Genomic DNA, 23,754 nt, shown 5'->3' with positions numbered 1-23,754 from the left:
CGAAAGCGTTGCTTTCGAAAGAAGATTTTCAGTCCCCTTCGTCTAGAGGCCTAGGACACCGCCCTTTCACGGCGGTAACAGGGGTTCGAATCCCCTAGGGGACGCCATAAACAAAAACCAGCCTTCGGGCTGGTTTTTTTTTTGCATCTGTGGCGGATGAGAACCCTTTTATCATCCGTTTATCTCAACGTACTTTGTGAAATACAAATCAGAAGGGGTCGACTGTCGCGTAGGGAACGCGACAGAACGTACTTGTGCACAGCCCGAGAGTGAAGGGTAGGAAGCACCTGATATCCTTCAGTAGACGTTATATTAAAAAAACAGCATTCCTGGAGGCTGACTTTCTATATCTAATTGTTTGCCTCATCCACCGCTGCGTAAAATTACTTAGCACTAAAGTTCAATAGTTTTTGGAATGAAAGCGATTACACTGCTGCATGAAAGCATTATTGGGCATGTTCGATGAACTTAAATTTACATGTGTCAGACCAAGCCACGGGAAGTGGTTTAATGGATGGATTATCTGTTTTTTGTTATCAGCAAAGACTGGATGTAAAGGAAGTGCTTAAGTTTGAGAAAAATACATCAGTCACCGCACGATTGAGTGATGAATCATTGATCCAGTGTACAGTTTTTTCTGCGGGAATCATCGATATTCAGCGAACAACATCAACGCGTCAGTTGAGTTACCGGCTTACCAAAAATTGTTTCACCTGGTCATCAGCGCTGATAGCACACGATACGATCAGCGCTGAATAACAAAACTGGGCGACTTAAGGCTCGCCCAAATATTCGTCTACCGTTTCCTGCCACTCCCGTGTATTGATGATTCGTAATAACGAGGTATTGAATTTTTCCCGTTGCTGACTCCCTTCAGGCAATCCAATAGAGTAGTCCTGTCTGTCAATAACATCAGGCAGCACGGTAACATCTTCACTGAAGCTTTGGTTGATGCGATAAGATAAGATGGGTTTGTCATATACCAACGCGTCGGCATTTCCCTTTTGCAGTGCCGCTAATCCATCGTTCACCGTCTCAACCGTCTTGTAGTCAATATTACGGTTGTCCAGAAAAGAAGCGCTTGCTGAATTTGTCAGTGTCAGAACCTTTACACCCGGCAGATCATCCACGCCCTGAACCTTGGTCTGTAACTGACTCACGGTAAGACTGGTCGCAATAGCAGCGGTAAAACTACTGATGATAATGATTGCAGCAAACATCCAGATAAAGCCCACGATGCGACCGCCAAGCGTAACGGGTGACTTATCTCCGTAACCGACGGTAGTCATGGTAACGGCAGCCCACCAGAAGCCCGCGCCAATCCCTTTGGCCGTTCCGCCTCCGAATTGTTCTTTGTTACCCTTTCGCTCTGCAAGCCAGACGACCAGACCTACCCCGAGAAGCAAGAGACACAACCCACCCAGTGCGACAAAAAACTTCCATGAAAAGAAGCCTGAAACTGCTGCCATTAATCGGCTTTCATCTTTAGGTACCGCTATGGCTAAGCCAGTGGTGTAATACGGGTGGGTAAAGTCTATCCGGGATTCTCTGTCCGCGTTAACCGTCAGCGCAGCAATAGAAGCATCGTATTTACCCGATTCAAGACCTGAAATCATATCCGACAGCTCAGTTTCAGCGTATTGAAACTGCAAATTGCGTGCTTCAGCAATTTTTTCGAACAACGCAATACTGATACCCTCAAATTCACCGTCCTCATTCTTCATAACGAACGGCGGGGCTTCTTTGGTTGCAACAATCATTTTGCCTTGTTGGGCAAAGAGTGAACCAGATACAGTACTGGTTCCAATGAGTACCATCAGGCAAAGTAAAATTTTACGCATCGATGTTTTTTCCTTTTTATGCGGTCTGTGCTTTCCAATAGATATCTTTTCTTGTTCGGTAGCGATATAGATCGCTTGCGTAATGGCATGTTGCCAAAACTTAATAAACAAATTCTGTGGTATTTCAACCTAACATAATGATGAGCCGTAAGCATCTGCACACAGCAGACGCAGCATTCGGGTCGTCTGTGTTAACATTGTCATTTTTAAAATAAGGCGGAAATCAATCTATGCAGGAATATCCCATCGGGACACCAGGCCAGCCCTGGTCAGATGAAGAAAAAGCGCAGTGGAAAGAAAAACAGTCAATTCAGCGCAGTTATCGCGAAGAGGTATTAGAGAAAATACCTGACAGTTTGGATGGCTTTTCCATCGTCCAGTACGGTGCCCTCCCTTATGATGAAGAAAAATATCCCCTCTACGCGCTGGTCAGCGAGCCGATGTCTCAGACTAAACCTACCATTCTTGTCACGGGTGGTGTACATGGATATGAGACCAGTGGTGTCCAGGGCGCATTACGGTTTATCAATAACGATGTAATGCGGTATACCTCGCGATTTAATTTCGTCATTGTTCCCTGCATTAGCCCCTGGGGATATGAGACCATTAATCGCTGGAACCCCATGGCGATGGATCCAAATCGTTCATTTTATAAAGACAGTCCGGCGCCCGAATCAGCCCTTGTTATGCAGTTTCTGGACTCTCTGGATGTGTCCTTTCTGATGCATATTGATCTGCATGAAACAACCGACACGGATAACAGCGAGTTTCGTCCGGCTCTGGCAGCGCGCGATGGCATTACCAATACTAACTGGAATATCCCCGACGGCTTTTACACGGTTGCCAATACTCAGGCGCCGCAAATGGATTTTCAAAAAGCAGTGATAGAGTCGGTCCGCAAGGTGACGCACATCGCACCCAGTGACGATGAGGGACGCTTAATTGGAGAACCGGTTCAATCTGAGGGTGTCATTTGCTATGACAAGAAAAAGCTGCATTTGTGTGGTGGTATGACAGATGCCACATTTGTAACAACCACAGAGGTTTATCCTGACTCCCAGCAGGCAACGCCGGAGCAGTGTAATCAGGCGCAGGTCGCCGCTATTACCGGCGCGTTGGACTATCTGATGGCTGCAAATCTGTAAATTTACGTATAGACGTTTGAATGTATAGACGTCTAAATGTATATTGAAGGCTTCTTGATCAAGAGGCCTTTTTTCGTGTTTCAATTTACCGCACTTATCTTTGCTGATAACAAGCAGCAACTTATCTCAAAAGCGGCCCCCAGCCGTGATGACTTTGAGCACTTTCTGGTTCAACGATTTGGTATCTATGTGTGCTTATGGCATGTCTGTGGCGATGGACGTGAACATGGCCATCGTTAACATTTAGCAATATTGCGACTTTGAGTCAGTCCGGGCGTTTGATAAACTGCGCGCCCCACTAATATTGTGATAATGACAGATATGAAAGTAGTACTTGCTCCGATGGAGGGCGTGGTTGATCATCTGATGCGGGAAATGCTGACGCAAGTTGGTGGTTTCGATCTGTGTGTCACTGAGTTCGTCCGTGTCGTCGATCAAAAGCTGCCTGCTAAAACGTTCCTGCGGTTATGTCCGGAGCTTGAGAATGGCGGCAAGACGGCGTCGGGCGTGCCTGTCAGAGTCCAGTTACTGGGTCAGCACCCTCAATGGCTGGCTGAAAATGCACTGACTGCTATAGAGCTGGGGTCACCCGGTGTTGATTTAAATTTTGGCTGTCCGGCCAAAACCGTTAATAAAAGCCGGGGCGGAGCAGTGTTGCTAAAGGAAACCCAGGCGCTTTATGACATTGTTAAAGCCGTGCGGGAGGCCGTTCCGTCATCGTTTCCGGTAACAGCAAAAATTCGTCTTGGCTTTGATGATAAATCAAAGGCGATAGACAATGCCCAGGCCATAGAAGCGGCTGGGGCAAGTGAGCTTACTGTCCACGCGCGAACCAAAACGGAAGGCTATAAACCACCGGCGTACTGGGACTGGATCGCAAAGATAAAAAGTAAGACGACGCTTCCTGTGATCGCCAATGGTGAAATCTGGAGTGCGGAAGATGCCTACCAATGTCAGCAACAGTCTGCATGTGAAAATATCATGATAGGGCGTGGTGCCCTGGCACTGCCAAATCTTGCTAATTGTATTAAACAAACGGCGTCGCCGATGTCCTGGGAGGCTTTGACCGGTTTGTTAATCCAGTATTCCGGTTATGAAATTTATGGGGATAAGGGGCGTTACTACCCTAATCGAATCAAACAATGGTGTGGTTATCTTAAACGCCAATTCCCGCAGGCCGAGCAGTTATTTAACGATATCCGTCGATTACAGAATGCTGATGATATTGTGGCAGTGCTGCGTCGTCAGTCTTCGCAATAGTCTGGCATTTAGTCTCAAAAATTTGGTTTTCCATCGAACCTGAAGTAGCGTAAGCGTAGTATAAAGGTGTGATTTATTGATCACTTCCTAAACGACTTATAACAAAACCGACAGGCAAATAATGCCTGTTACTACAACAAGATGGAAACACCATGGCTCATACTCGCACTTGCGTAACTGCTGCGCTGGCGTTTTTGGTTCCTGCGCTGTTAAGCGGCTGTCAGTCAACCCAGAATTCGGGGAACGACAGCGAACAGGCGGCCCAAAAAGTCAACATAGATACAAATCCCTACCCAAGCACCTATACCCCCATTGAAGGACAGCCCACTGTAATTACCAATGTTACGGTAATCGACGGTGTGGGTAATAAAATCGATAACGGCATGGTGTATTTTGCTGATGGCAAAATTCAGGCAGTGGGGGAAAACATCGATTTTCCCGATGATGCTCGCGTCATTGATGGTGAAGGCAAATGGGTAACGCCCGGTATCATAGATAATCACAGTCACCTTGGGGTGTATCCATCACCGGCCATCGGGTCATTATCTGATGGTAATGAAATGACCAAACCGGTCACACCCGGTGTGTGGGCCGAGCACTCTGTTTGGCCACAGGATGCAGGCTTCGCACGTGCGTTGGCCGGCGGGGTCACAACACTTCAAATCCTACCTGGCTCTGCCAACTTGTTTGGCGGTCGCTCGGTCGTGCTGAAAAATGTGCCTAGCCGCACCATGCAGGATATGAAATTCCCTGAAGCCCCTTATGGAATGAAGATGGCTTGCGGTGAGAACCCTAAGCGTGTTTATGGTAAAAAAGGCGGCCCGATGACTCGCATGGGTAATGTAAGAGGCTACCGTCAGGCTTGGTCTGATGCGCAGGATTACATGCGTAAATGGGAAAAATATGAAGCCGACGTAGACGCAGGTAAAGAGGCTACGCCGCCCAAGCGTGATCTTGACCTGGAGACCATGGCCGGTGTGTTGAATGGCGACATTCTGGTGCATATGCATTGTTACCGAGCTGACGAGATGGTCACCATGATGGATATGATGAAGGAGTTTGATTATCAAATCAGCTCATTCCATCACGCAGTCGAGGCTTACAAAATTGCTGATAAGCTTGAGCAAAATAACGTCTGTGCATCGATGTGGGCTGACTGGTGGGGCTTTAAGATGGAAGCCTATGACGGTATCCGTGAAAATATACCGATGGTCGAAAAAGCGGGAGCCTGTGCAATTGTCCATTCAGACAGCGATATCGGCATTCAGCGTCTGAACCAGGAAGCGGCCAAAGCATGGTCTGATGGTAAGCGTGCTGGCATTGATATTTCAATGGCGGATGCATGGGTCTGGCTAACAGCTAATCCGGCAAAATCACTGGGTATCTTTGATAAAACCGGATCGCTCGAGGCGGGCAAAAATGCGGACCTCGTGCTGTGGACCGGCAACCCGTTCTCCACTTACACAAAAGCAGAAAAGGTATATATCGACGGCGGGCAGGTTTTTGATTTGAATGATCCGCGCATGCAACCACAAAGTGACTTTGAAGTGGGTCAGGCAGCTCAGGGAGAAAACCAGTGAGAAAACTAATCATTGCAGCAGCACTTGCCAGTGCAGGCTTTGCTCAAAGCGCGTTGGCTCAGAACATTGCGATTACAGGCGCAAAAATTTACACCCAGACCGAACAGGGTGTTATTGAAAATGGCACGTTGCTTATTCGCGATGGCAACATCGAAAGCATTGGTAACGATGTAAATGTGCCTGATGGCTACCGCAAGTATGATGCTAGTGGAAAAGTCGTGACACCCGGATTGGTGGGAGCCATGACATCGCTGGGGTTGGTCGAGGTTGAATCCTGGGCGGGTGTGGTTGATGCCTCAGTGGGTGATGCCAGTGTTTCGCATAGCGGGGCAGCGTTTGATGTAAGCTATGCCATTAACCCCGACTCAACAGTCATTGATGTATCACGCATTGAAGGCGTGACGTCTGCGGCCACTACGATCTCCTATACAGACTATTTGTTTCAGGGGCAGGGCAGTGTGATTTCCCTGGGTAAAGGTGCTGAAATCATTAAACCACGCGCCTTTACGGTGTTGGATGTCGGTGGAAATGGTGCCGAACACTCCGGCGGTTCGCGCGCTGCATTATGGGTGACACTGGAAAAACTGTTTGATGAAGCCAGCGGACTTTCCGAAGCACCGGGCCTCGATACAGTGTGGGAAGGATTGAACACTCGGGCTGATATCGAAGCGCTCCAGCGTATTTTAAGCGGGGATATGCCGCTGGTCATGGAAGCAGAGCGTAAATCAGATATCCTTCAGATACTGGCGTTTAAAAAGCGGCATCCGGAAGTGAATATTATTTTGATGGACGCAGCAGAGGCCTGGCGGGTTGCCGATGAACTGGCCGAGGCTGATATCCCGGTCATCATGAACCCGGAAATGAACCTGCCAGATAGCTTTGAGGCCATTGGTGCAAGCATTGAAAATGCCGCCCGTCTGGCAAAAGCCGGCGTTAAGGTGGCTGTGGGCATGGAGACCCATAATATTCGCCTGGCGACACAACATGCTGGTAATGCGGTTGCTAACGGCCTTACCCATGAGCAGGGCATTGCCAGCCTTACAAGCAATCCGGCCAGTATTCTGGGAGTGTCTGATCGGGTAGGATCGCTGGCAGCTGGTAAACAGGCTGACGTGGTTATATGGAGTGGCGATCCTCTGGAAGTTACCGAATATGCTGAGCAGGTCTTTATAAAGGGTGAGCCTATCGATATGGATAGTCGCCAGACTGAGCTTCGCGACAGATATCAGAATTTTTACGGGCAGGATGGCAAGACATCTCAATACATACAGCCTTAACATTTTAACGATAAAAAAGCCGGCATACCGCCGGCTTTTTTGGCTTTAAATATGTATTACTCAACTAACGGACGTAATTTTGTGTCCATGAATTCGGCAATCAGTGGCTGCGCTTGTTTGTTCGGGTGGATGCCATCGCGTTGCATAAGTGATCTATCCAGTGCTACAGACTCCAGAAAGAATGGTATAAGTGGCACCTCCTGATTCTGCGCGACATCGTCAAATGCATCAGCAAACATACTGGTGTAGCGTTTTCCGTAGTTCGGCGGTATCTCCATATCCTGCAAAAAAACAGTGGCGCCTGATGCTTGTGCCAAATCAATCATATTGTTGAGGTTTTTCTTCATTTTGGTGATAGAGTGGCCTTGCAGACCATCATTTCCGCCCAGCTCGATTAATACATGCGTGGGAGAATGCTGCTCCAGTAATCCGGGTAAACGAGATAATCCGCCATCAGTGGTATCGCCGCTTATCGCAGCATTTATTATCTCAATCTGAAGCGCCTCGTCTGCCCAGCGCTTTTGTAACAGACTGACCCAACCATTGTGCGTCTGAAGGCCGTAAGCCGCGCTTAGGCTATCGCCCAGAATCAGTAACGATGTCTTGGCCTTTTCTGATTGCTGTGTTTGTGCAAAGGATTGATCTGCCAGCAGTAACAGAGGTAAAAATAGAACAAGCAAGGCTTGTCTTATCGAAAATCGACGATGAATAATAAACACGACCGCGGTGACTCCTTTATGATTAAAACCAGCCAGTTAACCAAAATAGTTAGTACGAACGAAGGTGAACTGGAGATTCTTAAACCCATCTCCTTTGAAGTCAAGTCTGGTCAGACCGTTGCTATTGTCGGCGCGTCGGGCTCCGGTAAATCAACACTTTTAGGCTTGCTGGCAGGGTTGGATCAGGTTTCAGGCGGGCAAATCTTTTTAGATGATGAACCCCTGCACGAGATGGACGAAGAACAGCGGGCGCAGTTAAGAGGCGCTAAAGTAGGCTTCATCTTTCAAAGCTTTATGTTAGTACAAAGCCTTACTGCGATTGAAAACGTGATGTTGCCTGCCGAAATCGCGGGTTTTGATGATGCTCGGGAACAGGCAAAAGAAATCCTTGAACAGGTTGGGCTGGGCCACCGCGCTAACCACTATCCAAATCAGTTGTCCGGTGGCGAGCAGCAACGCGTAGCTATTGCCAGGGCGTTTATTGGCAAGCCCAAAATTTTGTTTGCCGATGAGCCTACCGGAAATCTGGATGCCGCTAACAGTGAGAAAATTGAAAAGCTGTTATTTGAGCTAAACCGTGACTTAGGCACGACACTGATACTGGTTACCCATGATGAAGCGCTGGCCCGGCATTGTCAGCGACAACTCACCATGCAGGCCGGCGCGCTCAGCGAAACCAGCTCGGATGACACCTTGAAACAGGGTATCGCATAATATGAACCGAGTTTTCAGCCTGGCGTGGCGCCTGTTTAAACATGAAGCTCGCAGAGGCGAGCTGACCATAATCCTGGCGGCAATTATTCTTTCAGTGGCCGCCGTATTATCACTGTCACTTTTTAGCGAGCGTTTACAAGGCGCCCTTACTGAACGTTCGGCCAGTTTTCTGGCTGCAGACCGTCAGCTTGAGGCCCGACAACCCCTGAAGCCCGAGTGGCTCAGCGCCGCTCGGTCACAGTCGCTACAGACCGCGCAACAGGTTCAGACCCGTTCAATGGTGTTCGGACCACAGGAAATGTCATTAACCGATCTTCGGGCCGTGAACAGTGCCTATCCGCTAAAAGGTGAAATCACTGTTGCCGATAAACCCTTTGGCACCGAAGAAAAAGTTAGTCAGGTGCCAAATCCCGGCGAGGCATGGATAGATTCGCGTCTTTTCCAGCTTTTAGCGGTGTCAGTGGGCGACAGTATTGAAATTGGTCAGGCTTCATTTGAAGTCACCAGAGTCTTATCTGAGATACCCGATGCCGGTTTTAGCCTGTTCAGTACCGACCCGATTGTGCTGATTCGCATAGCGGATCTGGAAAAAGCAAATATTACCGGGCCAGGCAGCCGGGTTTCCTACAAAGCGTACTTTTCCGGTGATGAGGCGCAACTTGAAACCTACTATGATTGGTTGCGACCACAACTGGATGAAGAGATTCATCGCTGGCAATCGGTCCAGGATGATGAATCTCCCATTGGGCGCTCCGTTGCACGTGCAGGCCAGTATTTTCTGCTCGCCAGTTTACTGGCCATCGTACTGGCAGCTGTCTCTATTGCGGTGGCCGCTCAGCGCTACAGCCAGCGTCACTACGACCCAGTCGCCATCATGAAAACGCTGGGTGCCAGCAAATCAATGATACGAAAGGTATATGTGCTCCAAGTGATGTTTATTGCGGTTCTGGGCATCGCAATCGGTATTGCTGCCGGGGTGCTTATTCAGCAGATGGTTGTCAGCGCATTAGCGGATAAAGTAGAAGTAAGTCTGGCAGTGTGGCACTGGCGGCCCGTGCTTATCGCCGTTTTCACTGGCGTTATCTGCGCCGTGCTGTTTTCAATGTATCCGCTGCTACGACTCTTTTCTGTTCCGCCGCTGCGGGTTTTGCGCAGGGATATGGACTCCAGCCTGAGCTCCAGAACATTCCAGTTTGCTATTTCAGGCTCCGCTGTTTTTTTGCTGATGTGGGCTTACAGCCAGAACCTGAAGATTAGCGCTATTTTGTTTGTTTCCGGCATCGTATTGGTAGCTGCGCTGATTTGTGTCACCTTCGGTCTTATCAGGCTGGGGCGGTGGCTCGGAAGCAGTAAAATGGGGGCATGGCAACTTGCCTGGGCGCGTATTCGCAGGCGGGCCATGGATAACAGCGTTCAGCTAATCAGTTTCTCTATTACGATTATGCTGCTGCTGGTCGTGCTGGTAATGCGTAATGATATGATTAAGCAGTGGCAGGCGCAGTTGCCTGAAGGAACGCCAAACTACTTTATGATCAACATCACTGAGGATGAGCGCCCTCAGCTTGAGTCACACTTTGCTGAGAATGATGTCACCATCGATCGCTTTTATCCGGTAGTGCGCGGACGTTTTATTGCTGTTAACGATCGCAGGGTCAACACGGAAGTCACCAAAGAAGATGTTGAGCCCGAAGATCAGGAAGACACCCAGGATGGGCTGGGCCGTGAGGCAAACCTCACCTGGTCAAATCAGCTTCAAAAAGAAAACAGTATTGTTGCCGGTTCCTGGCACGGCAATGCGCAGACGCCGTCTCAGACAAATGATATGTATGAAGTCTCGGTAGAAAGCGAAGTTGCTGTTCGGCTTGAGATAGCAATGGGCGATACCCTGACTTTTGATATCGGTTCGCAGATAGTGAAGGCGAAAGTAACCAGTCTTCGTCAGGTGAACTGGCAGACCATGCAACCCAATTTCTTTTTTGTTTTATCGCCTGAGGCGATGACGTCATTTACGCCCACTTACATTACCAGCTTCTATCTGCCGACAGAGAGAAAACCAGAACTCACCAGCTTATTGCAGCCATTTGCATCGGTGACGTTATTCGATGTGGATGCGCGCATCAATCAGCTTCGCGGAATTGTTGAACAGGTGTCTCTGGCAGTAGAGTTTATTTTAATTCTGGTGCTGGTAGCCGGTTCGCTGGTGCTTATTGCACAGGTGCAAGCAAGTATGGATGAACGGCAACAGGAACTGGCTATTCTTAGAACGCTGGGCGCGAAGGGGCGATTAATTCGCTCAAGTGTGATTTATGAGTTTGTGATTATCGGTGTGGTAGCAGGTTTCATGGCTGCACTGGCCAATGAGTTCAGCTTATACCTGTTACAAACACAGCTGTTTAACATGACCCCGTCGTTCCATTTTTCTTACTGGCTGATAGCGCCGATCACCGGTGCAGTTGTGGTAGGGTTATTAGGAGCAGTGGGATGCTGGCGCTTACTAACGCTTAACACCAGCGACTTACTTCGTAAAATTATGTAGATAAGAGGGGATGCCCCCCTTTTATCTACGCTGTTCTTTGGACTCATTGCAGCACCGGAGAATTTCAGCTGTTGAATATGTCTTTCAAAGCGCCTTCTAAATCCGGATGGGTAAATGTGAATCCTGCCTGTTGTAGTTTTTCAGGCAGTACTTTCTGACCTGTCAGCAGCATCTCGGCAGCTTCGCCCATTGCCGCTTTCAGCGCGAATGAGGGAACAGTAAATATAGAGGGCCGGTGAAGCACATCGGCAAGGGTACTGGTAAAGGTTTTATTGGTCACCGGGTGTGGCGCGGTCATATTAAAGGCGCCCTCACAGTCGTTTTCATTCAGCAGGAATATAATAGCTTTGACCATATCATCGATATGGATCCATGACATATATTGCTTGCCATCGCCCATTTTACCCCCTAAACCCAGCTTAAATGGGAGCGTCATTTTATCCAGTGCGCCTTCCCCCTTTGCCAATACAATTCCGGTTCTGAGTAGGCACACGCGACTGACGTCGCTGACCTCTAGCGCGATATTTTCCCACTTCTGACAAAGCTCGTGGGTGAACTCTCTGTGTACGGTGTGATTTTTTTCGGTAACCGGCGTATCACCCTGTCGGCCATAGTAGCCAATTGCCGAACCGGACAAAAACGTGTGAGGCGGCTGCGATGCCGTTTTGATTCTGGCGACCAGTTCGCGGGTAATTTCCCATCGGCTATCGCAGATACGTCGCTTTTGCATCGCATTCCAGCGCTTATCGGCAATCGGCTCGCCAGCCAGATTGATGACGGCATCCAGAGTACTGAAATCAGCAATCTCTGTCAGCGACCCTATCAGCGAGACGTTCTCAGGTAAGGCCGATGCCGCGCGTGACTTATCGCGGGTCAGCACGGTTATTTCATGCGTTAAGTGCAGGCGATCGATAAGATGCCTGCCAATTAAACCAGTACCGCCAGTTATCAATATTCGCACATCGGCTCCTTTATTATTTGTGGCAGGAGAGTGTTAAAGAGACAGAATCTGAGAACCGCAGTGCATGCGGTTTATCGACCTCTACCTCGGCAAAAGTGACCCAATGATGCTCAGCTGCAACGTTAAGCACTTCTGCGGTTAATTTTTCAAGTAACGAAAATCGGTTATTCTGCACCAGTGCAATAATGGACTTTGTCACTGTTTTGTAGTTAAGTGCATCCTCCACACTGTCGCTGTCGGTCGCCCGACCAGCGTCATAATGAATTTTTACATTAACAACAACATCCTGTTTGTTCTTGATTTCATCATCATTAATACCGATGTAAGTGCGAAGGCGTAGATTTTTAATTTTGATTGTAGCCTGATTCAAATTCATGAAATTGCTCGTATTTATGTTTTGATGTATAGAATACCGACAGTATCAAATTTGTACTTAAAAAACGGAAATATCGTTTATTATGGAACTTAAATCGCCCACCGCTAAAGCGTTGATAGTATTAGCTTGTCTTGTGGTTGTTCTGGCAGGGATAAAAGCAGCATCCGCGATCATGGTGCCATTCTTCCTTTCCGGGTTTATTGCTATTGCCTGTAGCCCCCTGATTAACTGGGCATCACGGCATCACGTCCCCAAATGGTTATCCATATCACTGGTGATTGTGATGATTGTCGTGATTGGTTTTCTGCTGGCGGGGCTGGTGGGCCAGTCACTGGCAGATTTCAGGCAGAACCTTCCCCAGTACCGAAGTCAGTTGGACAACGAATTTAACTGGGTCATCGATAAGCTGGCGGCCATGAATATTCATGTCGACCGTGAATTAATCACTTCCCAGCTCGATCCGGGGTTGGCCATGTCGCTTGCTACAAACTTCATCAGCGGCATGGGAGGCGTGCTATCTAACCTGTTTCTTATTCTGCTGACGGTAATTTTTATGTTGTTTGAAGCCAGTAGTATTCCGGTAAGGTTACATACCGCACTGGCTGATCCGGATATGAAAATGCAGTACATCGACCGTTTTATACGCTCAGTGAACAGCTACCTGGCGATTAAAACTGTGGTAAGCCTGGCAACCGGACTGATTATCGGTATCTGGTTATACGTCATGCAGGTAGACCACTTTTTGCTGTGGGCGGTATTGGCATTTATGCTCAATTTTATTCCCAATATCGGATCAATTATCGCTGCATTGCCAGCGGTACTGATTGCCTTTGTACAGTATGGTTTTGCCTCGGCGGGCTTAGCGGCGCTGGGCTTTGTACTGGTAAATACAATTATGGGTAATCTCATCGAGCCGCGTTTGATGGGACGGGGAATGGGATTGTCCACGCTGGTGGTATTTCTTTCCCTGATTTTCTGGGGATGGCTGCTCGGTACAGTCGGGATGTTGTTATCAGTGCCGCTGACCATGGTGGTGAAAATAGCGTTGGAGTCGCGTTCTGAAAGCCGCTGGCTGGCAATCTTGCTCTCTAGTGCCAGTGAAAAGAAAGCCCCGGCTTAGTGCGCGTCGGGGTAGGGCAGGCGTATCTGTATACGAGCGCCGCCCCACGTGCTGTCTTCTATGATAATCTGGCCCTGGTATATATCCACCAGATCACTGACCACGGCCATCCCAATTCCCTGACCTTCGGTATAGGTATCAAGCCTGGCGCCGCGACCCAGTAATTCATGCTGCTGCGTGGCGGGAATGCCGGGGCCGTCATCCTCGACAATGATAATAGTCGCATTGTGCATTGTTGTGACAGACAGGCTGACTTTTTCGTCTGCCGCTTTACAGGCGTTATCCAGCAAATTTCCCAGGATTTCAAATAGATCTGTTTCGTCACCGTAAAAAACCGCATTGTCATTGGTACGTTCATCTATGGTGAGTGACTTATCTCTGTAGATCGTTTGCATGCTGCGGGCTAGCTTTTCACTGACCGGTTTAACGGGTACCGGCGCCTGCCATCCCTTTGTCCCGGCGGTCGCCCGTTTTAGCTGACGCTGTATTAGTAGATCAACCTGCTCCAAAGCATCGTTGGCCTCATGAGGCAGTCCGCTGGTACCCATTGCCACAGCCAGCGGCGTTTTAAGGCTATGTGCCAGGTCGCCCAGACTGTTCTTATAACGGGAGCGCTGTTGCGATTCTGTCGCGATTAACTGGTTAATGCTTTTCTTAAGGCCATCGAATTCTTTTGGATAGCGGGCAGTAAGTCTTTCCTGTTTGCCATCGCTGGCTTGTTTAATTTCCGCTATCAGCGTGCGTACCGGTGCCAGTATCAATACGTGCCCGGCACTGACGATTAACAATAACAGTCCACCCAGCCCGGCCAGTCCTTTCCATACGGTTTCTAAAAACAATGCGCGCTTGGCAGAAAATGCTGCCGTGTCGTTTAATACATAAAAACGCACGGGGATAAAATCATCACCCTGAGCAAACTCAGCAGTATAGGCATAAAGAAAGTGAGCTGTATTATCAGGCTGCAGACGGTAATTTTGCTCAAAAACAGACTGACCAACCGCCGGGGCAGGCAAACGGGTGTAGTCAGGTGCGCCTAATGATGAAGCTGATTGCCAGACAATCTTATCTTTCAGCATAATAATGCCGATGAAACTTGAGTCAGGGAGATTGAGCTGTTCGTCATACAGAAGATCCGGCATCTGGATGCCTGTCTCGCTAAGTTCAAACTCTGAAATCAGAGACAGATTCATCAGCTTGAGCTCATCGGCTTTAGCTTGTGTCAGACTGGTGGAATACGCATCCTCAAGTACGTAGGCCGTGACAGGTAAAAATATTACCAGCGCAACCACCGCCAGAAGCAGGCTTCTTATCTTAAGGGAGAGACGTCTCATAACTGCGGATTAATACGATAACCGCGGCCTCGTAAGGTTTCAATGGGATGCAGGGTGCCCTCAGGATCAATCTTTTTACGAAGCCGCCCGATGAAGACTTCAATCACATTGCTGTCCAGATCAAAATCCTGATCATAGATATGTTCGGTTAACTCGGTTTTAGACACCGTTTTTTGAGGGTTGAGCATCAGATATTCCATCACCCGGTATTCATAGGCTGTGAGATCCAGCAACCTTTCGTTCACCTTTAACTGCTGTGAAACGGTATCCAGCGAGACTGGGCCACGTTCAATTACCGGATTTGCCTGACCCGCCGCCCGTCGTATCAACGCTTTTACCCGTGCCAGTAACTCTTCGTTATGGAATGGTTTGGTAAGATAGTCATCAGCACCTGCATCAAGGCCCTCCACCTTTTCCTGCCAGCGGTCCCGGGCGGTTAAAATGAGTATGGGCGTCTTTACCTGTTGCTGACGAGCTTTTCTGATCAGTGCAAAACCATCCAGCACAGGCAAGCCTACGTCTATAATGGCTGCATCATAAGGATACTCAGTGGCCAGAAACAATCCATGATCGCCGGCGTCTGCTAAATCGACACTGTAGCCATTATCCTGAAGCAACTTGTCCAGCTGCGTCAGTAAACGACTATCATCTTCAACAACTAAAATCCGCATCAGCGCTTCTCTTCTTTTTTTGAACGTTTTACCTGGCCGGACTTTTTATCCACATCCACAGACACTACCCGGCCGGATTTCTTCAGCACCTTTACCCGATAATTGTCGCGATCCTGTTCGACTTTAAGCACACGTCCACGAACTTGTTTTTGTGCTTTTTCAGCCGCCTGAGATTTACTCAGGCTCACTTCTTTGGACGGCGGCGACTGCTGTGCAAGTGCCAGAGGAGCGGCGCTCAATCCACATATAATGAGAACAAAAATCAACGCTTTCATAGCACTGTGCTTCCTAATAACCGAGATAAGACTAATGTACTGTTTCCAGCCTGATAATACTATACAGGGCTTATCTGAATTGAGCATGAATGTGCTGACCATAGACACAAAGGATAGAAATTTTGCACAAACTGCGAAGGCCTTACCTGTCGTTCTTGTCCTGACAATATTCAATGAGCGTAAATTTATGATAAATAATGTTTTTTATCATGGTGCGGGCGTTGCATTACAAAGCTGACTGAATAGTAAAATTAAAACGCGCGTGAGGCGGGCAACAGCGTTTTCAGACCCCCGCAAGTTTCTGTTCCGCGCGAATAACCCGGAGAGAGTATGTCTACTGATATTCGAACAAAAATGTGGAAAGCAATGGCTGACAGCCCTAACGTTATGCTGAGCCTGACAGATACCAATGAACCATCAGAGCCGATGCGCGCGCAGCTTGATAAAGAAGCAGACAGCGAATTTTGGTTTTACACCACAACGTCAAACCGCGTCGCTTCAGGCGGTAACGCCATGGTCCACTTCTCTAGTAAAGGACACGATATGTATGCCTGTATTCGGGGGAAGCTTGTTGAGGAGACTCGTGACGAGATCATAGACAAGTACTGGTCGAAGCCGGTAGAGGCATGGTATGAGAAGGGTAAAGATGATCCCTCGCTGAAGATGATGCGGTTTGAGCTGGATGATGCAGAAATCTGGGAAGCCGATCCGAGCTTTAAAGGCATGTTTAAAATGATGACCGGCAAGGATATAGAGCCTGAAGAGATGGGCGAGCATGATAAAGTGAAGTTGTAATTAATCAGAGCCGAAAAAAAGCCGGATGATAATCACCCGGCTTTTTTATGTTCGGTCTATTGAACCCGCATTTACAGCTTTACGAAGCCTTTATGGCAACACTTTTTTATACGGTTTCACCACAACATCTGCGTACACACCTGCCTTGACGTAGGGATCATTGTTCGCCCATTGCTTTGCTTCATCGATAGATGCAAACTCTGCCACGACTAACGACCCGGTGAAACCCGCCGGACCCGGATCAGGTGAATCGATAGCCGGAAACGGACCGGCCATGACCAGTCGCCCATCAGCTTTAAGCGCTTCAAGCCTTGCCAGGTGGTCCGGCCGCGCGCCTAATCGCTTTTCAAGACTGTCGGGCGTATCTGTCGCGCATATCATATAAAGCATCAGCTTTCCTTGTGAGTGGCAGCTTTCATGCCGCTGACAAACTTACTCAATTCGCTTAGCATTGCTGGTGTGTCTTCCAGATGCTTTGCAATGATGTTGACTGTGGCAGAGCCGCTGATAGCGCCGGCCGCACCAGCCTCAATGGCGGCTTTAACCTGTTCAGGTTTAGAGATCCCAAAACCAAGCAGAGGCGGAGCACAGTGGTATTTACTCAGATTTTCCACCAGTGATGCAGCGGGTATCTGCGCGGCAGTTTCTGCGCCTGTCACACCGGCTCTGCCCAGTAAGTATGTATAACCGGATGACTGTTTGCCAATTTGCTCCAGCGTTTCTTCACTGGCATTGGGCGGCGCAATAAGAATCTGTTTGATACCCTGGGAATTTGCAGCATCAATAAACCGGGCAGCTTCCCGAAGCGGCACATCAGCAATAAGCACAGAGTCTACCCCGGCCTGTGCTGCGCGTTGATAGAAGTTATCCAGTCCGTTGGCCATGACCAGATTACTATATAACAACAACCCTACCGGAATGTCAGGATGACGTTCACGAATTCGGGTAAGCAGCGCAAAGCAATCCGCCGTGGTCACTTTGCTTTTCCGGGCACGGATACTGGCGGCCTGAATGGTAGGGCCATCGGCAATAGGGTCGGAATAGGGAAGACCGAGCTCAAGTGCATCCGCGCCACTTTCAATCAGGGTGTCGATAATTTTTTCGCTGGTTTGAAGATCAGGATCGCCAAGTGTGACAAACGGGACGAATGCGCCCTGATTTTTTTGCTCAAGGGCGCTGAACATTGCTGCATATCTATCCATTAACATCGTCCTCCAATAACTTTGTAACAACACCGATGTCCTTGTCACCCCGGCCAGATAAGTTAACCACTAATATGGTATCGTCCTCGGCGTCATCTGCCATATTCAGTGCATGAGCCAGTGCGTGGGCGGTTTCCAGCGCCGGAATAATACCTTCTTTTCGCGCCAGCAGTTTAAAGGCATTTAGTGCTTCATCATCAGTTACCGACACATATTCAGCCCGTCCGGTATCGGCCAGGTGGGCATGCTGCGGCCCTACTGCCGGATAATCCAACCCGGCTGACACGGAATAACTCTCTTCAATCTGACCTTCTTCGTCCTGCATAATATACGTGCTTGAACCATGCAGAATACCTTTTGAACCTGTACAGATGGTTGCACCATGTTCCTTGGTATGGAGTCCTTTACCAGCTGGCTCCACGCCAACCAGCCTGACGCTTTCTTCTTCAATAAAATCGGCGAACATACCAATTGCATTGGAGCCGCCACCAACACAGGCGATGACCGCGTCGGGCAGACGTCCCTCTTTTTCCATGATCTGAGCGCGCGTTTCCTCACCAATCATCCGGTGAAACTCGCGAACGATAGTGGGGAAGGGGTGAGGACCAGCAGCCGTACCTAACAGATAATGCGCTTTATCATAGTTAGCGGACCAGTCTCTCATCGCTTCATTAACAGCATCTTTGAGTGTCCCTGAGCCTGCATTGACCGGAATCACCTCTGCACCCATCAGACGCATTCTGAATACATTCGGGGCCTGACGCTCAACGTCCTTCGCGCCCATATAAATACGCGCTTTCAAACCCAGCAGGGCACAGGCCAGCGCGGTAGCCGTTCCATGCTGGCCAGCACCGGTCTCGGCGATGACTTCCGTTTTACCCATACGTTTGGTTAACAGCGCCTGTCCCAATACCTGATTGGTTTTGTGGGCGCCGCCGTGCAGCAAATCTTCACGCTTCAGGTACAATTTAACCTTGGGGTTGCTGACCAGATTACGTGTCAGTGTCATTGCAGTGGGGCGGCCGGCATAGTCTTTGAGCAGAGCCTGAAATTCTTTTTCGAATTCCGGGTCTTTTTGTGCATCAATGAACGCCTGCTCAAGCTGATCAAGGGCGGGGATAAGTAGCTCAGGAACATACATTCCGCCGTACTCCCCGAATTTTGGATCTAACTGATTCATGGAAATTCCTGTATAAAATTGAAACTAATAATTTCGCAAATTTGTGAATAAGGTCTGGATTTTATCCGCCGACTTGCGCCCGGGTGAGGACTCCACCCCCGAGCTCACATCGATGATGGCGGCACCGGTTTGCCTGGCCTCAACAATACTGTCGGGTGAAATACCACCTGCCAGAATAACGCGGGATTTATCAGCAAGGCTGGCTAACAATGACCAGTCAAACTGCTTACCCGTGCCGCCTGTCTGGCTCCCCACACGGGTATCAAGTAATACATAATCAACCGTGTCATCATCAAGCAATGTGGTCACACTGTCGGGCAGTGCATCAGCGACCCCTACGACCTGCCATATCCGACAGGACTCTGGTAACTGATTACGCAGCGACTGCCTGAACGTGGCGTCGGTGTTATTGTGAAGCTGCACAGCGTTTAGTCCGATTGTCTGCACCGCGTGTAACATATCGTCTATTGACGCATCCACAAACACACCCACATAGCTGCCCGGTACCGCCGTAGCTATCTGTCGCGCGGCGTCGACGGACAGCGCCCGGGGCGATTGTGTCGCGAAAATAAAGCCGGCAAAGCTGGCGCCGGATTTAAATGCGGTATAGGCGGCGTCGGCATCGGTAATACCACATACTTTCACCGCGCCGTAAATAAGTGATTTTACGGCCATAGGTAAGTCGGGCTGGGCCATCAACGCGCTACCAACCAAAAAACCATCGCAGTACGGACTTAACCTCAGTACATCTTCATGGGTATAGATGCCCGATTCTGATATCACCACGAAGTCATGGTCAGCATCTTCCAGCATAGGTACCAGTGCTTCGGTACGGCCAAGATCAGTGCTTAAATCCCGCAAGTTACGGTTGTTGATCCCTATTATGCTGGCTTTAAGCGCGATAGCGCGATGCATTTCCTCTTCATTGCTGACCTCGGTGAGTATGTCCAGTCCCAGATCATCTGCAATATCAGCCAGTTCAGCATACTGCTCATCGTTTAGCACGCTGAGCATCAACAGTATCGCATCAGCCTGATAGTAGCGCGCCAGATAGACCTGATACGGATCGATGAAAAAGTCTTTATTCAATACGGGTTGGGATACTTTGGATGTGACCCGCTCCAGATTTGCATAGCTTCCCTGAAAATACTTCTGGTCAGTGAGCACCGAAATTGCTGCGGCATGCGGCGCGTAGGCATCAATAATCTCATCAAGATCAAAGGGGTCGCGAATCAAACCTTTTGAGGGAGACGCTTTTTTACACTCAAAAATAAAGCCCGCCTGTGGCTCGGCGAGTGCAGCGAACAGACTTTTTTGCGAACGCTGAAGCCCGGCTTTTACCGTGTCGATATCTAACCGCGTTTTCTGCTCGATTAGCTCCTGACGTTTATTTTCGACAATCTTTTCAAGTACGTTAGCCATGACTGTTCTCCTGCTGACTGATTGTGGCCACCTGCTTGAGTACATCAAGCGGTGCGCCTTCTGCCATTTTTGACATGGCCAGTTCTGCACCTTGTTTAAATGTATCGACGGTACCGGTGACTTTCAACAGCGCCCCGCAGTTCATCGCAATCGCCGCTTTGTGCGCCTCATCTCCCTCACCAGCAAGTGCTGCCTCGACCAGCTTTTTATTTTCATCCGGATCGCCGCCTTCAATGGCACTTAACGGGTATTCCTGAAGCCCGAAGTCTTTGGGCGTCACATCGTAGTGCCGGCTATCACCATGCTCCAAATCAACCACATGAGTGGGGCCGTGTAATGCCAGTTCATCCAGTCCGCTGCCATGAACAATCAGGGCGCGATGCTGACCCAGTAGCATTAGCGTCTGAGCGTACGCGTCCAGTAAGTCTGGCGAATACACACCAAATACACCATGGCTGGGACCCGCCGGATTGGCCAGCGGGCCAAGAATATTGAACAGTGTCCGGGTTTTAAGAGATGCCCGGACCGGCGCTGCGTGGCGCATGCCTGCATGGTAAACCGGTGCAAAAAGAAAGCTGAAATTGGCTTCATCCAGGCAGCTACGGGCGGTTTGCGGTGAAATTTCTAAATTTACCCCAAATTGACGAAACAGATCAGCAGAGCCTGAGCGTGAAGAAACACTACGATTTCCATGCTTGGCCACCTTCACACCACAGGCTGCAGCAACAACACCGGCCGCACTGGAGATATTAATAGTATTGTGGCCATCGCCGCCGGTCCCTACGATGTCAGCAAACGGATAGGTTGGCGAAGGAAAGGGCAGGGCATTGGACACCATGGCACTGGCCGCGCCCGCAATTTCCACCGGTGACTCTTTTTTCAGTTTAAGGGCAACCAGAACTGCGGCCACAACCGCATCGGGCTGCTCGCCATGCATAATGCTGTTAAACAACGCAAACGACTGCGTCTGGGAAAGCGACTCGCCTGCATAGAGCGTATTCAGCGCATCGGTGGCATCAAACATGAGACGCTCCTTGATCAGTAAGAAAGTGGATACTTTGTTTAAGTAGCTGACTGCCCTGCGCACTTAAAATGGATTCCGGGTGAAACTGAAAACCCAGCATCCTGTCATTTTCATGCAGCACTGCCATGGATACGGTCGCGCAGGTTGCAACCGGCGTTAAGCTGTCCGGCAATGACGTTGCCACCAGTGAATGATAACGTGCAACCTGCAGAGGCTGTGGCAAACCATCAAAAAGTGCACTGCCATTATGCGTGATCATGGAGGATTTTCCATGCATGACATGTTCTGCTCTGCCAATGGTACCGCCATAATGGTGAACAATAGCCTGGTGGCCCAGGCATATTCCCAGCACCGGGAACACGCCCTCAACCCGTTTTAACAGCTCCGGCATACAGCCCGCCTCATGCGGTGCGCCGGGACCGGGCGAAAGCAGCAGCAAAACTGCCGACTCTTTTGCCTGCGCCTGCATTCGCTCGAATAATGTCTGCGCATCAACCGTGTTGCGATAAACAACAATATTCAGATCCATCGTTCTGAGCTCATCCACCAGGTTGTAGGTAAATGAGTCGATATTATCCAGTAGGAAAACGGTCACCGCCTGACTCATTGTACAGACTCCTTCATAGATTGCGCGTGCTTCACCGCGTTAATCACTGCTTGCGCCTTACTGCGTGTTTCATTGGCTTCACTGAGAGGATCAGAGTCATAAACCACACCGGCACCGGCCTGAATATAGGCCGTATTATCTTTCACAAAAGCCGAACGGATAACGATGCAGGTATCCATATCACCGTGACCATTTATATAGCCAACAGCACCGCCGTAACTTCCCCGACGCTGCTTTTCTACCTGACGGATGAGTGTGGCTGCACTGACCTTGGGAGCACCCACCAGTGTGCCCATATTCATGCAGGCCTGATAAGCATGCAGCGCATCCAGATCGCCGCGCAGCTGGCCGACCACGCGGGAAACCAGATGCATGACATGAGAATAACGGTCTACTTTCAGCAGATCCCTGACATACCGGGTACCCGGCTCGCTCACTTTAGCGACGTCATTGCGGGCCAGGTCTACCAACATAATATGTTCTGATTTTTCTTTCTCATCCTCGCGCAGGTTAAGCTCAATACGACTATCCAGGTCTGCATCAATGGTGCCATCAGCACGCTTGCCGCGTGGTCGGGTGCCAGCGATAGGATACACTTCTACCTGATTACTGGCTTTATCGTACTTAAGCGCCGATTCCGGCGATGCACCGAAGATGGTGAATTCAGCATCCTGCATATAAAACATGTACGGGCTGGGATTTTGTTTTTTCAGTGCAGCATAGGCACTAAGCGGTGAGGGGCAGGGAAGTGAAAATGTTCGCGAAGGCACTACCTGGAAAATATCCCCGGCCAGAATATGGGTTTTCAGATAATTGACATTTTCCATAAACGCTTCATCGGAAGTATCGACCGAAACACTGACATCCTCATCAGTTTGCAGATCGTGCCCTGCAGATTCGGGGACTTGCTTCAGTTGCTGCTGGAGGCTCTCCAGACGCTGCGCCACACTGAAATAATTTGAGGCCACGCCGGGACCTGAAAACACACTGCCAATCAATTGCGTGGTGTTCGACTTATGATCGATAGTCAGCAGAGTTTCTGCCAGGTAGAAAACAAAATCCGGACAATCGTTCTGGCCTTCTGCTACTTCTGGTAACTTTTCAAATGTCGCCAGTAAATCATAAGCGAATGCACCACCCAGAAATACAGCCTGGGGATGGTCGCGAAGCGCAACAATATGGTTAACCACCAGACGCAGCGCATCGAATACACTGGCCGCTTTCAGGCGCGCATCCTCATCAAAAGTACTGTCGGGCAAAGTGAATGTCATCAGCGCGCTATTTTCGCTAAGTGAGCAGGCGGCTTGTGCCGGACAATATTCACTGAACAAGGGTAAGGTCGCCTTGCCGTTATCGCTTAATGCGGTAACGGTAACTGTTTCATTACGACACTCAATGCGAAGAGCTGCATCCACCATTAACAGGCTTTGAAGATCGTCTTTGCTGTCGATTTCGGCCGATTCAAGCAGCAAAGCGTGCGAAGAGGCTGCACAGATGTGCGAATACGCTGCCAGGGGATCCGGCAAATAAGGCGCCTGCTGAATAATCGTTTCTACTTTACCGGGCTGTTCGCCCAGTTCGGCTAAGCTCATTGAATGATATCTCCTGCTAAAACAAAAAAAGCCCGTACAAGACGGGCTTTTTTCTGTGTTATTTACACGCACCAATGCGCACACCGCCCGTTAAGTCAGGGAGTGCCACCACCAGATAGCGCGGTG

24 protein-coding genes and 1 tRNA gene are annotated in these 23,754 nt (G+C 49.3%); 11 read left to right on the top strand and 14 right to left on the bottom strand.

The genetic code is table 11. The features are described 5' to 3' along the window. Positions 1-31 precede the first annotated feature (31 nt). Both HHX48_RS04900 and HHX48_RS04895 read left to right on the top strand, forming a co-directional pair. A tRNA-Glu gene (locus tag HHX48_RS04900) sits at positions 32-107 on the top strand. 355 nt (positions 108-462) lie between these two features. Beyond that, positions 463-759 (top strand): hypothetical protein, encoded by a 297-nt coding sequence (locus HHX48_RS04895; protein ID WP_191022795.1) that lies wholly within the window; start codon positions 463-465, stop codon positions 757-759. 14 nt (positions 760-773) lie between these two features. On the opposite strand, the gene HHX48_RS04890 is transcribed toward HHX48_RS04895, so the two are convergent. Further along, positions 774-1,841: a transporter substrate-binding domain-containing protein gene (locus HHX48_RS04890; protein ID WP_191022793.1), complete on the bottom strand. Its 1,068-nt coding sequence runs from the start codon at positions 1,839-1,841 to the stop codon at positions 774-776. Between the two features lie 230 nt (positions 1,842-2,071). Between HHX48_RS04890 and HHX48_RS04885 the strand changes: the two genes are divergently transcribed. The 5 genes from HHX48_RS04885 (at position 2,072) to HHX48_RS04865 (ending at position 7,103) form a co-directional block, all read left to right on the top strand. Further along, complete coding sequence (locus tag HHX48_RS04885; RefSeq protein ID WP_191022791.1) at positions 2,072-2,986, top strand: M14 family metallopeptidase; 915 nt, start codon at positions 2,072-2,074, stop codon at positions 2,984-2,986. A gap of 75 nt (positions 2,987-3,061) precedes the next feature. After that, complete coding sequence (locus HHX48_RS04880; protein ID WP_191022789.1) at positions 3,062-3,226, top strand: hypothetical protein; 165 nt, start codon at positions 3,062-3,064, stop codon at positions 3,224-3,226. A gap of 81 nt (positions 3,227-3,307) precedes the next feature. Beyond that, on the top strand, positions 3,308-4,246 hold the full coding sequence (gene dusC / locus HHX48_RS04875) for a tRNA dihydrouridine(16) synthase DusC (RefSeq protein ID WP_191022787.1): 939 nt from the start codon (positions 3,308-3,310) through the stop codon (positions 4,244-4,246). A gap of 152 nt (positions 4,247-4,398) precedes the next feature. Further along, complete coding sequence (locus HHX48_RS04870; protein ID WP_191022785.1) at positions 4,399-5,826, top strand: amidohydrolase; 1,428 nt, start codon at positions 4,399-4,401, stop codon at positions 5,824-5,826. Next, positions 5,823-7,103 (top strand): amidohydrolase family protein, encoded by a 1,281-nt coding sequence (locus HHX48_RS04865; RefSeq protein WP_191022783.1) that lies wholly within the window; start codon positions 5,823-5,825, stop codon positions 7,101-7,103. Before HHX48_RS04870 ends, HHX48_RS04865 begins: the two co-directional genes overlap by 4 nt. 56 nt (positions 7,104-7,159) lie before the next feature. Here the strand turns inward: HHX48_RS04865 and HHX48_RS04860 are convergent, their stop codons facing one another. Continuing rightward, on the bottom strand, positions 7,160-7,822 hold the full coding sequence (locus HHX48_RS04860; RefSeq protein WP_191022781.1) for an arylesterase: 663 nt from the start codon (positions 7,820-7,822) through the stop codon (positions 7,160-7,162). Between the two features lie 18 nt (positions 7,823-7,840). Here HHX48_RS04860 and HHX48_RS04855 point away from each other — a divergent pair, with 18 nt between their 5' ends. Together HHX48_RS04855 and HHX48_RS04850 are read left to right on the top strand one after the other, a co-directional pair. Continuing rightward, the gene (locus HHX48_RS04855; protein ID WP_191022780.1) at positions 7,841-8,536 is read left to right on the top strand and encodes an ABC transporter ATP-binding protein; all 696 of its coding nucleotides are present in this window, start codon (positions 7,841-7,843) and stop codon (positions 8,534-8,536) included. 1 nt (position 8,537) lies between these two features. Continuing rightward, positions 8,538-11,072: an ABC transporter permease gene (locus HHX48_RS04850; RefSeq protein WP_191022778.1), complete on the top strand. Its 2,535-nt coding sequence runs from the start codon at positions 8,538-8,540 to the stop codon at positions 11,070-11,072. Between the two features lie 64 nt (positions 11,073-11,136). Here HHX48_RS04850 and HHX48_RS04845 read toward each other — a convergent pair whose 3' ends face one another. Further along, on the bottom strand, positions 11,137-12,033 hold the full coding sequence (locus HHX48_RS04845) for a TIGR01777 family oxidoreductase (RefSeq protein WP_191022776.1): 897 nt from the start codon (positions 12,031-12,033) through the stop codon (positions 11,137-11,139). 13 nt (positions 12,034-12,046) lie between these two features. Continuing rightward, positions 12,047-12,409, bottom strand: coding sequence for a dihydroneopterin triphosphate 2'-epimerase (gene folX / locus HHX48_RS04840; protein ID WP_191022774.1), 363 nt, complete (start codon positions 12,407-12,409; stop codon positions 12,047-12,049). An 82-nt stretch (positions 12,410-12,491) separates the two neighbouring features. Between folX and HHX48_RS04835 the strand changes: the two genes are divergently transcribed. Next, positions 12,492-13,529, top strand: coding sequence for an AI-2E family transporter (locus HHX48_RS04835; protein ID WP_191022772.1), 1,038 nt, complete (start codon positions 12,492-12,494; stop codon positions 13,527-13,529). On the opposite strand, the gene HHX48_RS04830 is transcribed toward HHX48_RS04835, so the two are convergent. From HHX48_RS04830 to HHX48_RS04820, 3 genes are read right to left on the bottom strand one after another with little or no spacing between them, the layout of a single operon-like run. Next, complete coding sequence (locus HHX48_RS04830) at positions 13,526-14,860, bottom strand: ATP-binding protein (RefSeq protein WP_191022771.1); 1,335 nt, start codon at positions 14,858-14,860, stop codon at positions 13,526-13,528. The two genes, HHX48_RS04835 and HHX48_RS04830, sit on opposite strands and share 4 nt — an antisense overlap. Then, positions 14,857-15,531, bottom strand: a complete 675-nt coding sequence (locus HHX48_RS04825; protein WP_191022769.1) for a response regulator transcription factor — start codon at positions 15,529-15,531, stop codon at positions 14,857-14,859. The genes HHX48_RS04830 and HHX48_RS04825 overlap by 4 nt, the downstream gene beginning before the upstream one ends. Beyond that, the gene (locus HHX48_RS04820; protein WP_191022767.1) at positions 15,531-15,806 is read right to left on the bottom strand and encodes a PepSY domain-containing protein; all 276 of its coding nucleotides are present in this window, start codon (positions 15,804-15,806) and stop codon (positions 15,531-15,533) included. Before HHX48_RS04820 ends, HHX48_RS04825 begins: the two co-directional genes overlap by 1 nt. 330 nt (positions 15,807-16,136) lie before the next feature. Between HHX48_RS04820 and HHX48_RS04815 the strand changes: the two genes are divergently transcribed. Beyond that, a complete protein-coding gene (locus HHX48_RS04815; RefSeq protein WP_191022765.1) occupies positions 16,137-16,601 on the top strand; it encodes a pyridoxamine 5'-phosphate oxidase family protein in 465 nt (154 codons plus the stop codon). Between the two features lie 90 nt (positions 16,602-16,691). On the opposite strand, the gene HHX48_RS04810 is transcribed toward HHX48_RS04815, so the two are convergent. Genes HHX48_RS04810 through HHX48_RS04780 form a run of 7 tightly spaced genes read right to left on the bottom strand, consistent with a single transcriptional unit; the run spans position 16,692 to position 23,628 of the window. Continuing rightward, positions 16,692-16,991 carry a YciI family protein gene (locus tag HHX48_RS04810; RefSeq protein WP_191022763.1) on the bottom strand — a complete coding sequence of 100 codons (300 nt, stop codon included), beginning with the start codon at positions 16,989-16,991 and terminating at the stop codon, positions 16,692-16,694. Continuing rightward, the gene (trpA, locus tag HHX48_RS04805) at positions 16,991-17,803 is read right to left on the bottom strand and encodes a tryptophan synthase subunit alpha (RefSeq protein WP_191022761.1); all 813 of its coding nucleotides are present in this window, start codon (positions 17,801-17,803) and stop codon (positions 16,991-16,993) included. The genes HHX48_RS04810 and trpA overlap by 1 nt, the downstream gene beginning before the upstream one ends. After that, entirely contained in the window at positions 17,796-18,983 is a 1,188-nt protein-coding gene (trpB, locus tag HHX48_RS04800; protein WP_191022759.1) for a tryptophan synthase subunit beta, read from the bottom strand. The genes trpA and trpB overlap by 8 nt, the downstream gene beginning before the upstream one ends. Before the next feature lie 24 nt (positions 18,984-19,007). Further along, a complete protein-coding gene (gene trpCF / locus HHX48_RS04795) occupies positions 19,008-20,405 on the bottom strand; it encodes a bifunctional indole-3-glycerol-phosphate synthase TrpC/phosphoribosylanthranilate isomerase TrpF (protein ID WP_191022757.1) in 1,398 nt (465 codons plus the stop codon). Continuing rightward, positions 20,398-21,429 carry an anthranilate phosphoribosyltransferase gene (gene trpD, locus HHX48_RS04790; protein ID WP_191022755.1) on the bottom strand — a complete coding sequence of 344 codons (1,032 nt, stop codon included), beginning with the start codon at positions 21,427-21,429 and terminating at the stop codon, positions 20,398-20,400. The genes trpCF and trpD overlap by 8 nt, the downstream gene beginning before the upstream one ends. Next, complete coding sequence (locus HHX48_RS04785; RefSeq protein ID WP_191022753.1) at positions 21,422-22,036, bottom strand: aminodeoxychorismate/anthranilate synthase component II; 615 nt, start codon at positions 22,034-22,036, stop codon at positions 21,422-21,424. The genes trpD and HHX48_RS04785 overlap by 8 nt, the downstream gene beginning before the upstream one ends. Beyond that, on the bottom strand, positions 22,033-23,628 hold the full coding sequence (locus HHX48_RS04780) for an anthranilate synthase component 1 (RefSeq protein ID WP_191022752.1): 1,596 nt from the start codon (positions 23,626-23,628) through the stop codon (positions 22,033-22,035). Before HHX48_RS04780 ends, HHX48_RS04785 begins: the two co-directional genes overlap by 4 nt. Between the last annotated feature and the right edge of the window lie 126 nt (positions 23,629-23,754).

The organism is Salinimonas profundi, assembly GCF_014750655.1.
GTDB lineage: Bacteria > Pseudomonadota > Gammaproteobacteria > Enterobacterales > Alteromonadaceae > Alteromonas > Alteromonas profundi_A.
This window is presented reverse-complemented; position numbering and strand designations above follow the sequence as displayed.

What these genes read in the sequence shown, in the direction of transcription:
- HHX48_RS04895 (WP_191022795.1), top strand. Translation starts at nt 463, where the DNA reads ATGAACTTAAATTTACATGTGTCAGACCAAGCCACGGGAAGTGGTTTA.
- trpB (WP_191022759.1), bottom strand. Translation starts at nt 18,983, where the DNA reads ATGAATCAGTTAGATCCAAAATTCGGGGAGTACGGCGGAATGTATGTT.
- HHX48_RS04810 (WP_191022763.1), bottom strand. Translation starts at nt 16,991, where the DNA reads ATGCTTTATATGATATGCGCGACAGATACGCCCGACAGTCTTGAAAAG.
- folX (WP_191022774.1), bottom strand. Translation starts at nt 12,409, where the DNA reads ATGAATTTGAATCAGGCTACAATCAAAATTAAAAATCTACGCCTTCGC.
- HHX48_RS04780 (WP_191022752.1), bottom strand. Translation starts at nt 23,628, where the DNA reads ATGAGCTTAGCCGAACTGGGCGAACAGCCCGGTAAAGTAGAAACGATT.
- HHX48_RS04850 (WP_191022778.1), top strand. Translation starts at nt 8,538, where the DNA reads ATGAACCGAGTTTTCAGCCTGGCGTGGCGCCTGTTTAAACATGAAGCT.
- HHX48_RS04825 (WP_191022769.1), bottom strand. Translation starts at nt 15,531, where the DNA reads ATGCGGATTTTAGTTGTTGAAGATGATAGTCGTTTACTGACGCAGCTG.
- HHX48_RS04885 (WP_191022791.1), top strand. Translation starts at nt 2,072, where the DNA reads ATGCAGGAATATCCCATCGGGACACCAGGCCAGCCCTGGTCAGATGAA.
- HHX48_RS04835 (WP_191022772.1), top strand. Translation starts at nt 12,492, where the DNA reads ATGGAACTTAAATCGCCCACCGCTAAAGCGTTGATAGTATTAGCTTGT.
- HHX48_RS04870 (WP_191022785.1), top strand. Translation starts at nt 4,399, where the DNA reads ATGGCTCATACTCGCACTTGCGTAACTGCTGCGCTGGCGTTTTTGGTT.
- HHX48_RS04890 (WP_191022793.1), bottom strand. Translation starts at nt 1,841, where the DNA reads ATGCGTAAAATTTTACTTTGCCTGATGGTACTCATTGGAACCAGTACT.
- trpCF (WP_191022757.1), bottom strand. Translation starts at nt 20,405, where the DNA reads ATGGCTAACGTACTTGAAAAGATTGTCGAAAATAAACGTCAGGAGCTA.
- HHX48_RS04820 (WP_191022767.1), bottom strand. Translation starts at nt 15,806, where the DNA reads ATGAAAGCGTTGATTTTTGTTCTCATTATATGTGGATTGAGCGCCGCT.
- trpA (WP_191022761.1), bottom strand. Translation starts at nt 17,803, where the DNA reads ATGGATAGATATGCAGCAATGTTCAGCGCCCTTGAGCAAAAAAATCAG.
- dusC (WP_191022787.1), top strand. Translation starts at nt 3,308, where the DNA reads ATGAAAGTAGTACTTGCTCCGATGGAGGGCGTGGTTGATCATCTGATG.
- HHX48_RS04830 (WP_191022771.1), bottom strand. Translation starts at nt 14,860, where the DNA reads ATGAGACGTCTCTCCCTTAAGATAAGAAGCCTGCTTCTGGCGGTGGTT.
- HHX48_RS04785 (WP_191022753.1), bottom strand. Translation starts at nt 22,036, where the DNA reads ATGAGTCAGGCGGTGACCGTTTTCCTACTGGATAATATCGACTCATTT.
- HHX48_RS04855 (WP_191022780.1), top strand. Translation starts at nt 7,841, where the DNA reads ATGATTAAAACCAGCCAGTTAACCAAAATAGTTAGTACGAACGAAGGT.
- HHX48_RS04815 (WP_191022765.1), top strand. Translation starts at nt 16,137, where the DNA reads ATGTCTACTGATATTCGAACAAAAATGTGGAAAGCAATGGCTGACAGC.
- trpD (WP_191022755.1), bottom strand. Translation starts at nt 21,429, where the DNA reads ATGTTTGATGCCACCGATGCGCTGAATACGCTCTATGCAGGCGAGTCG.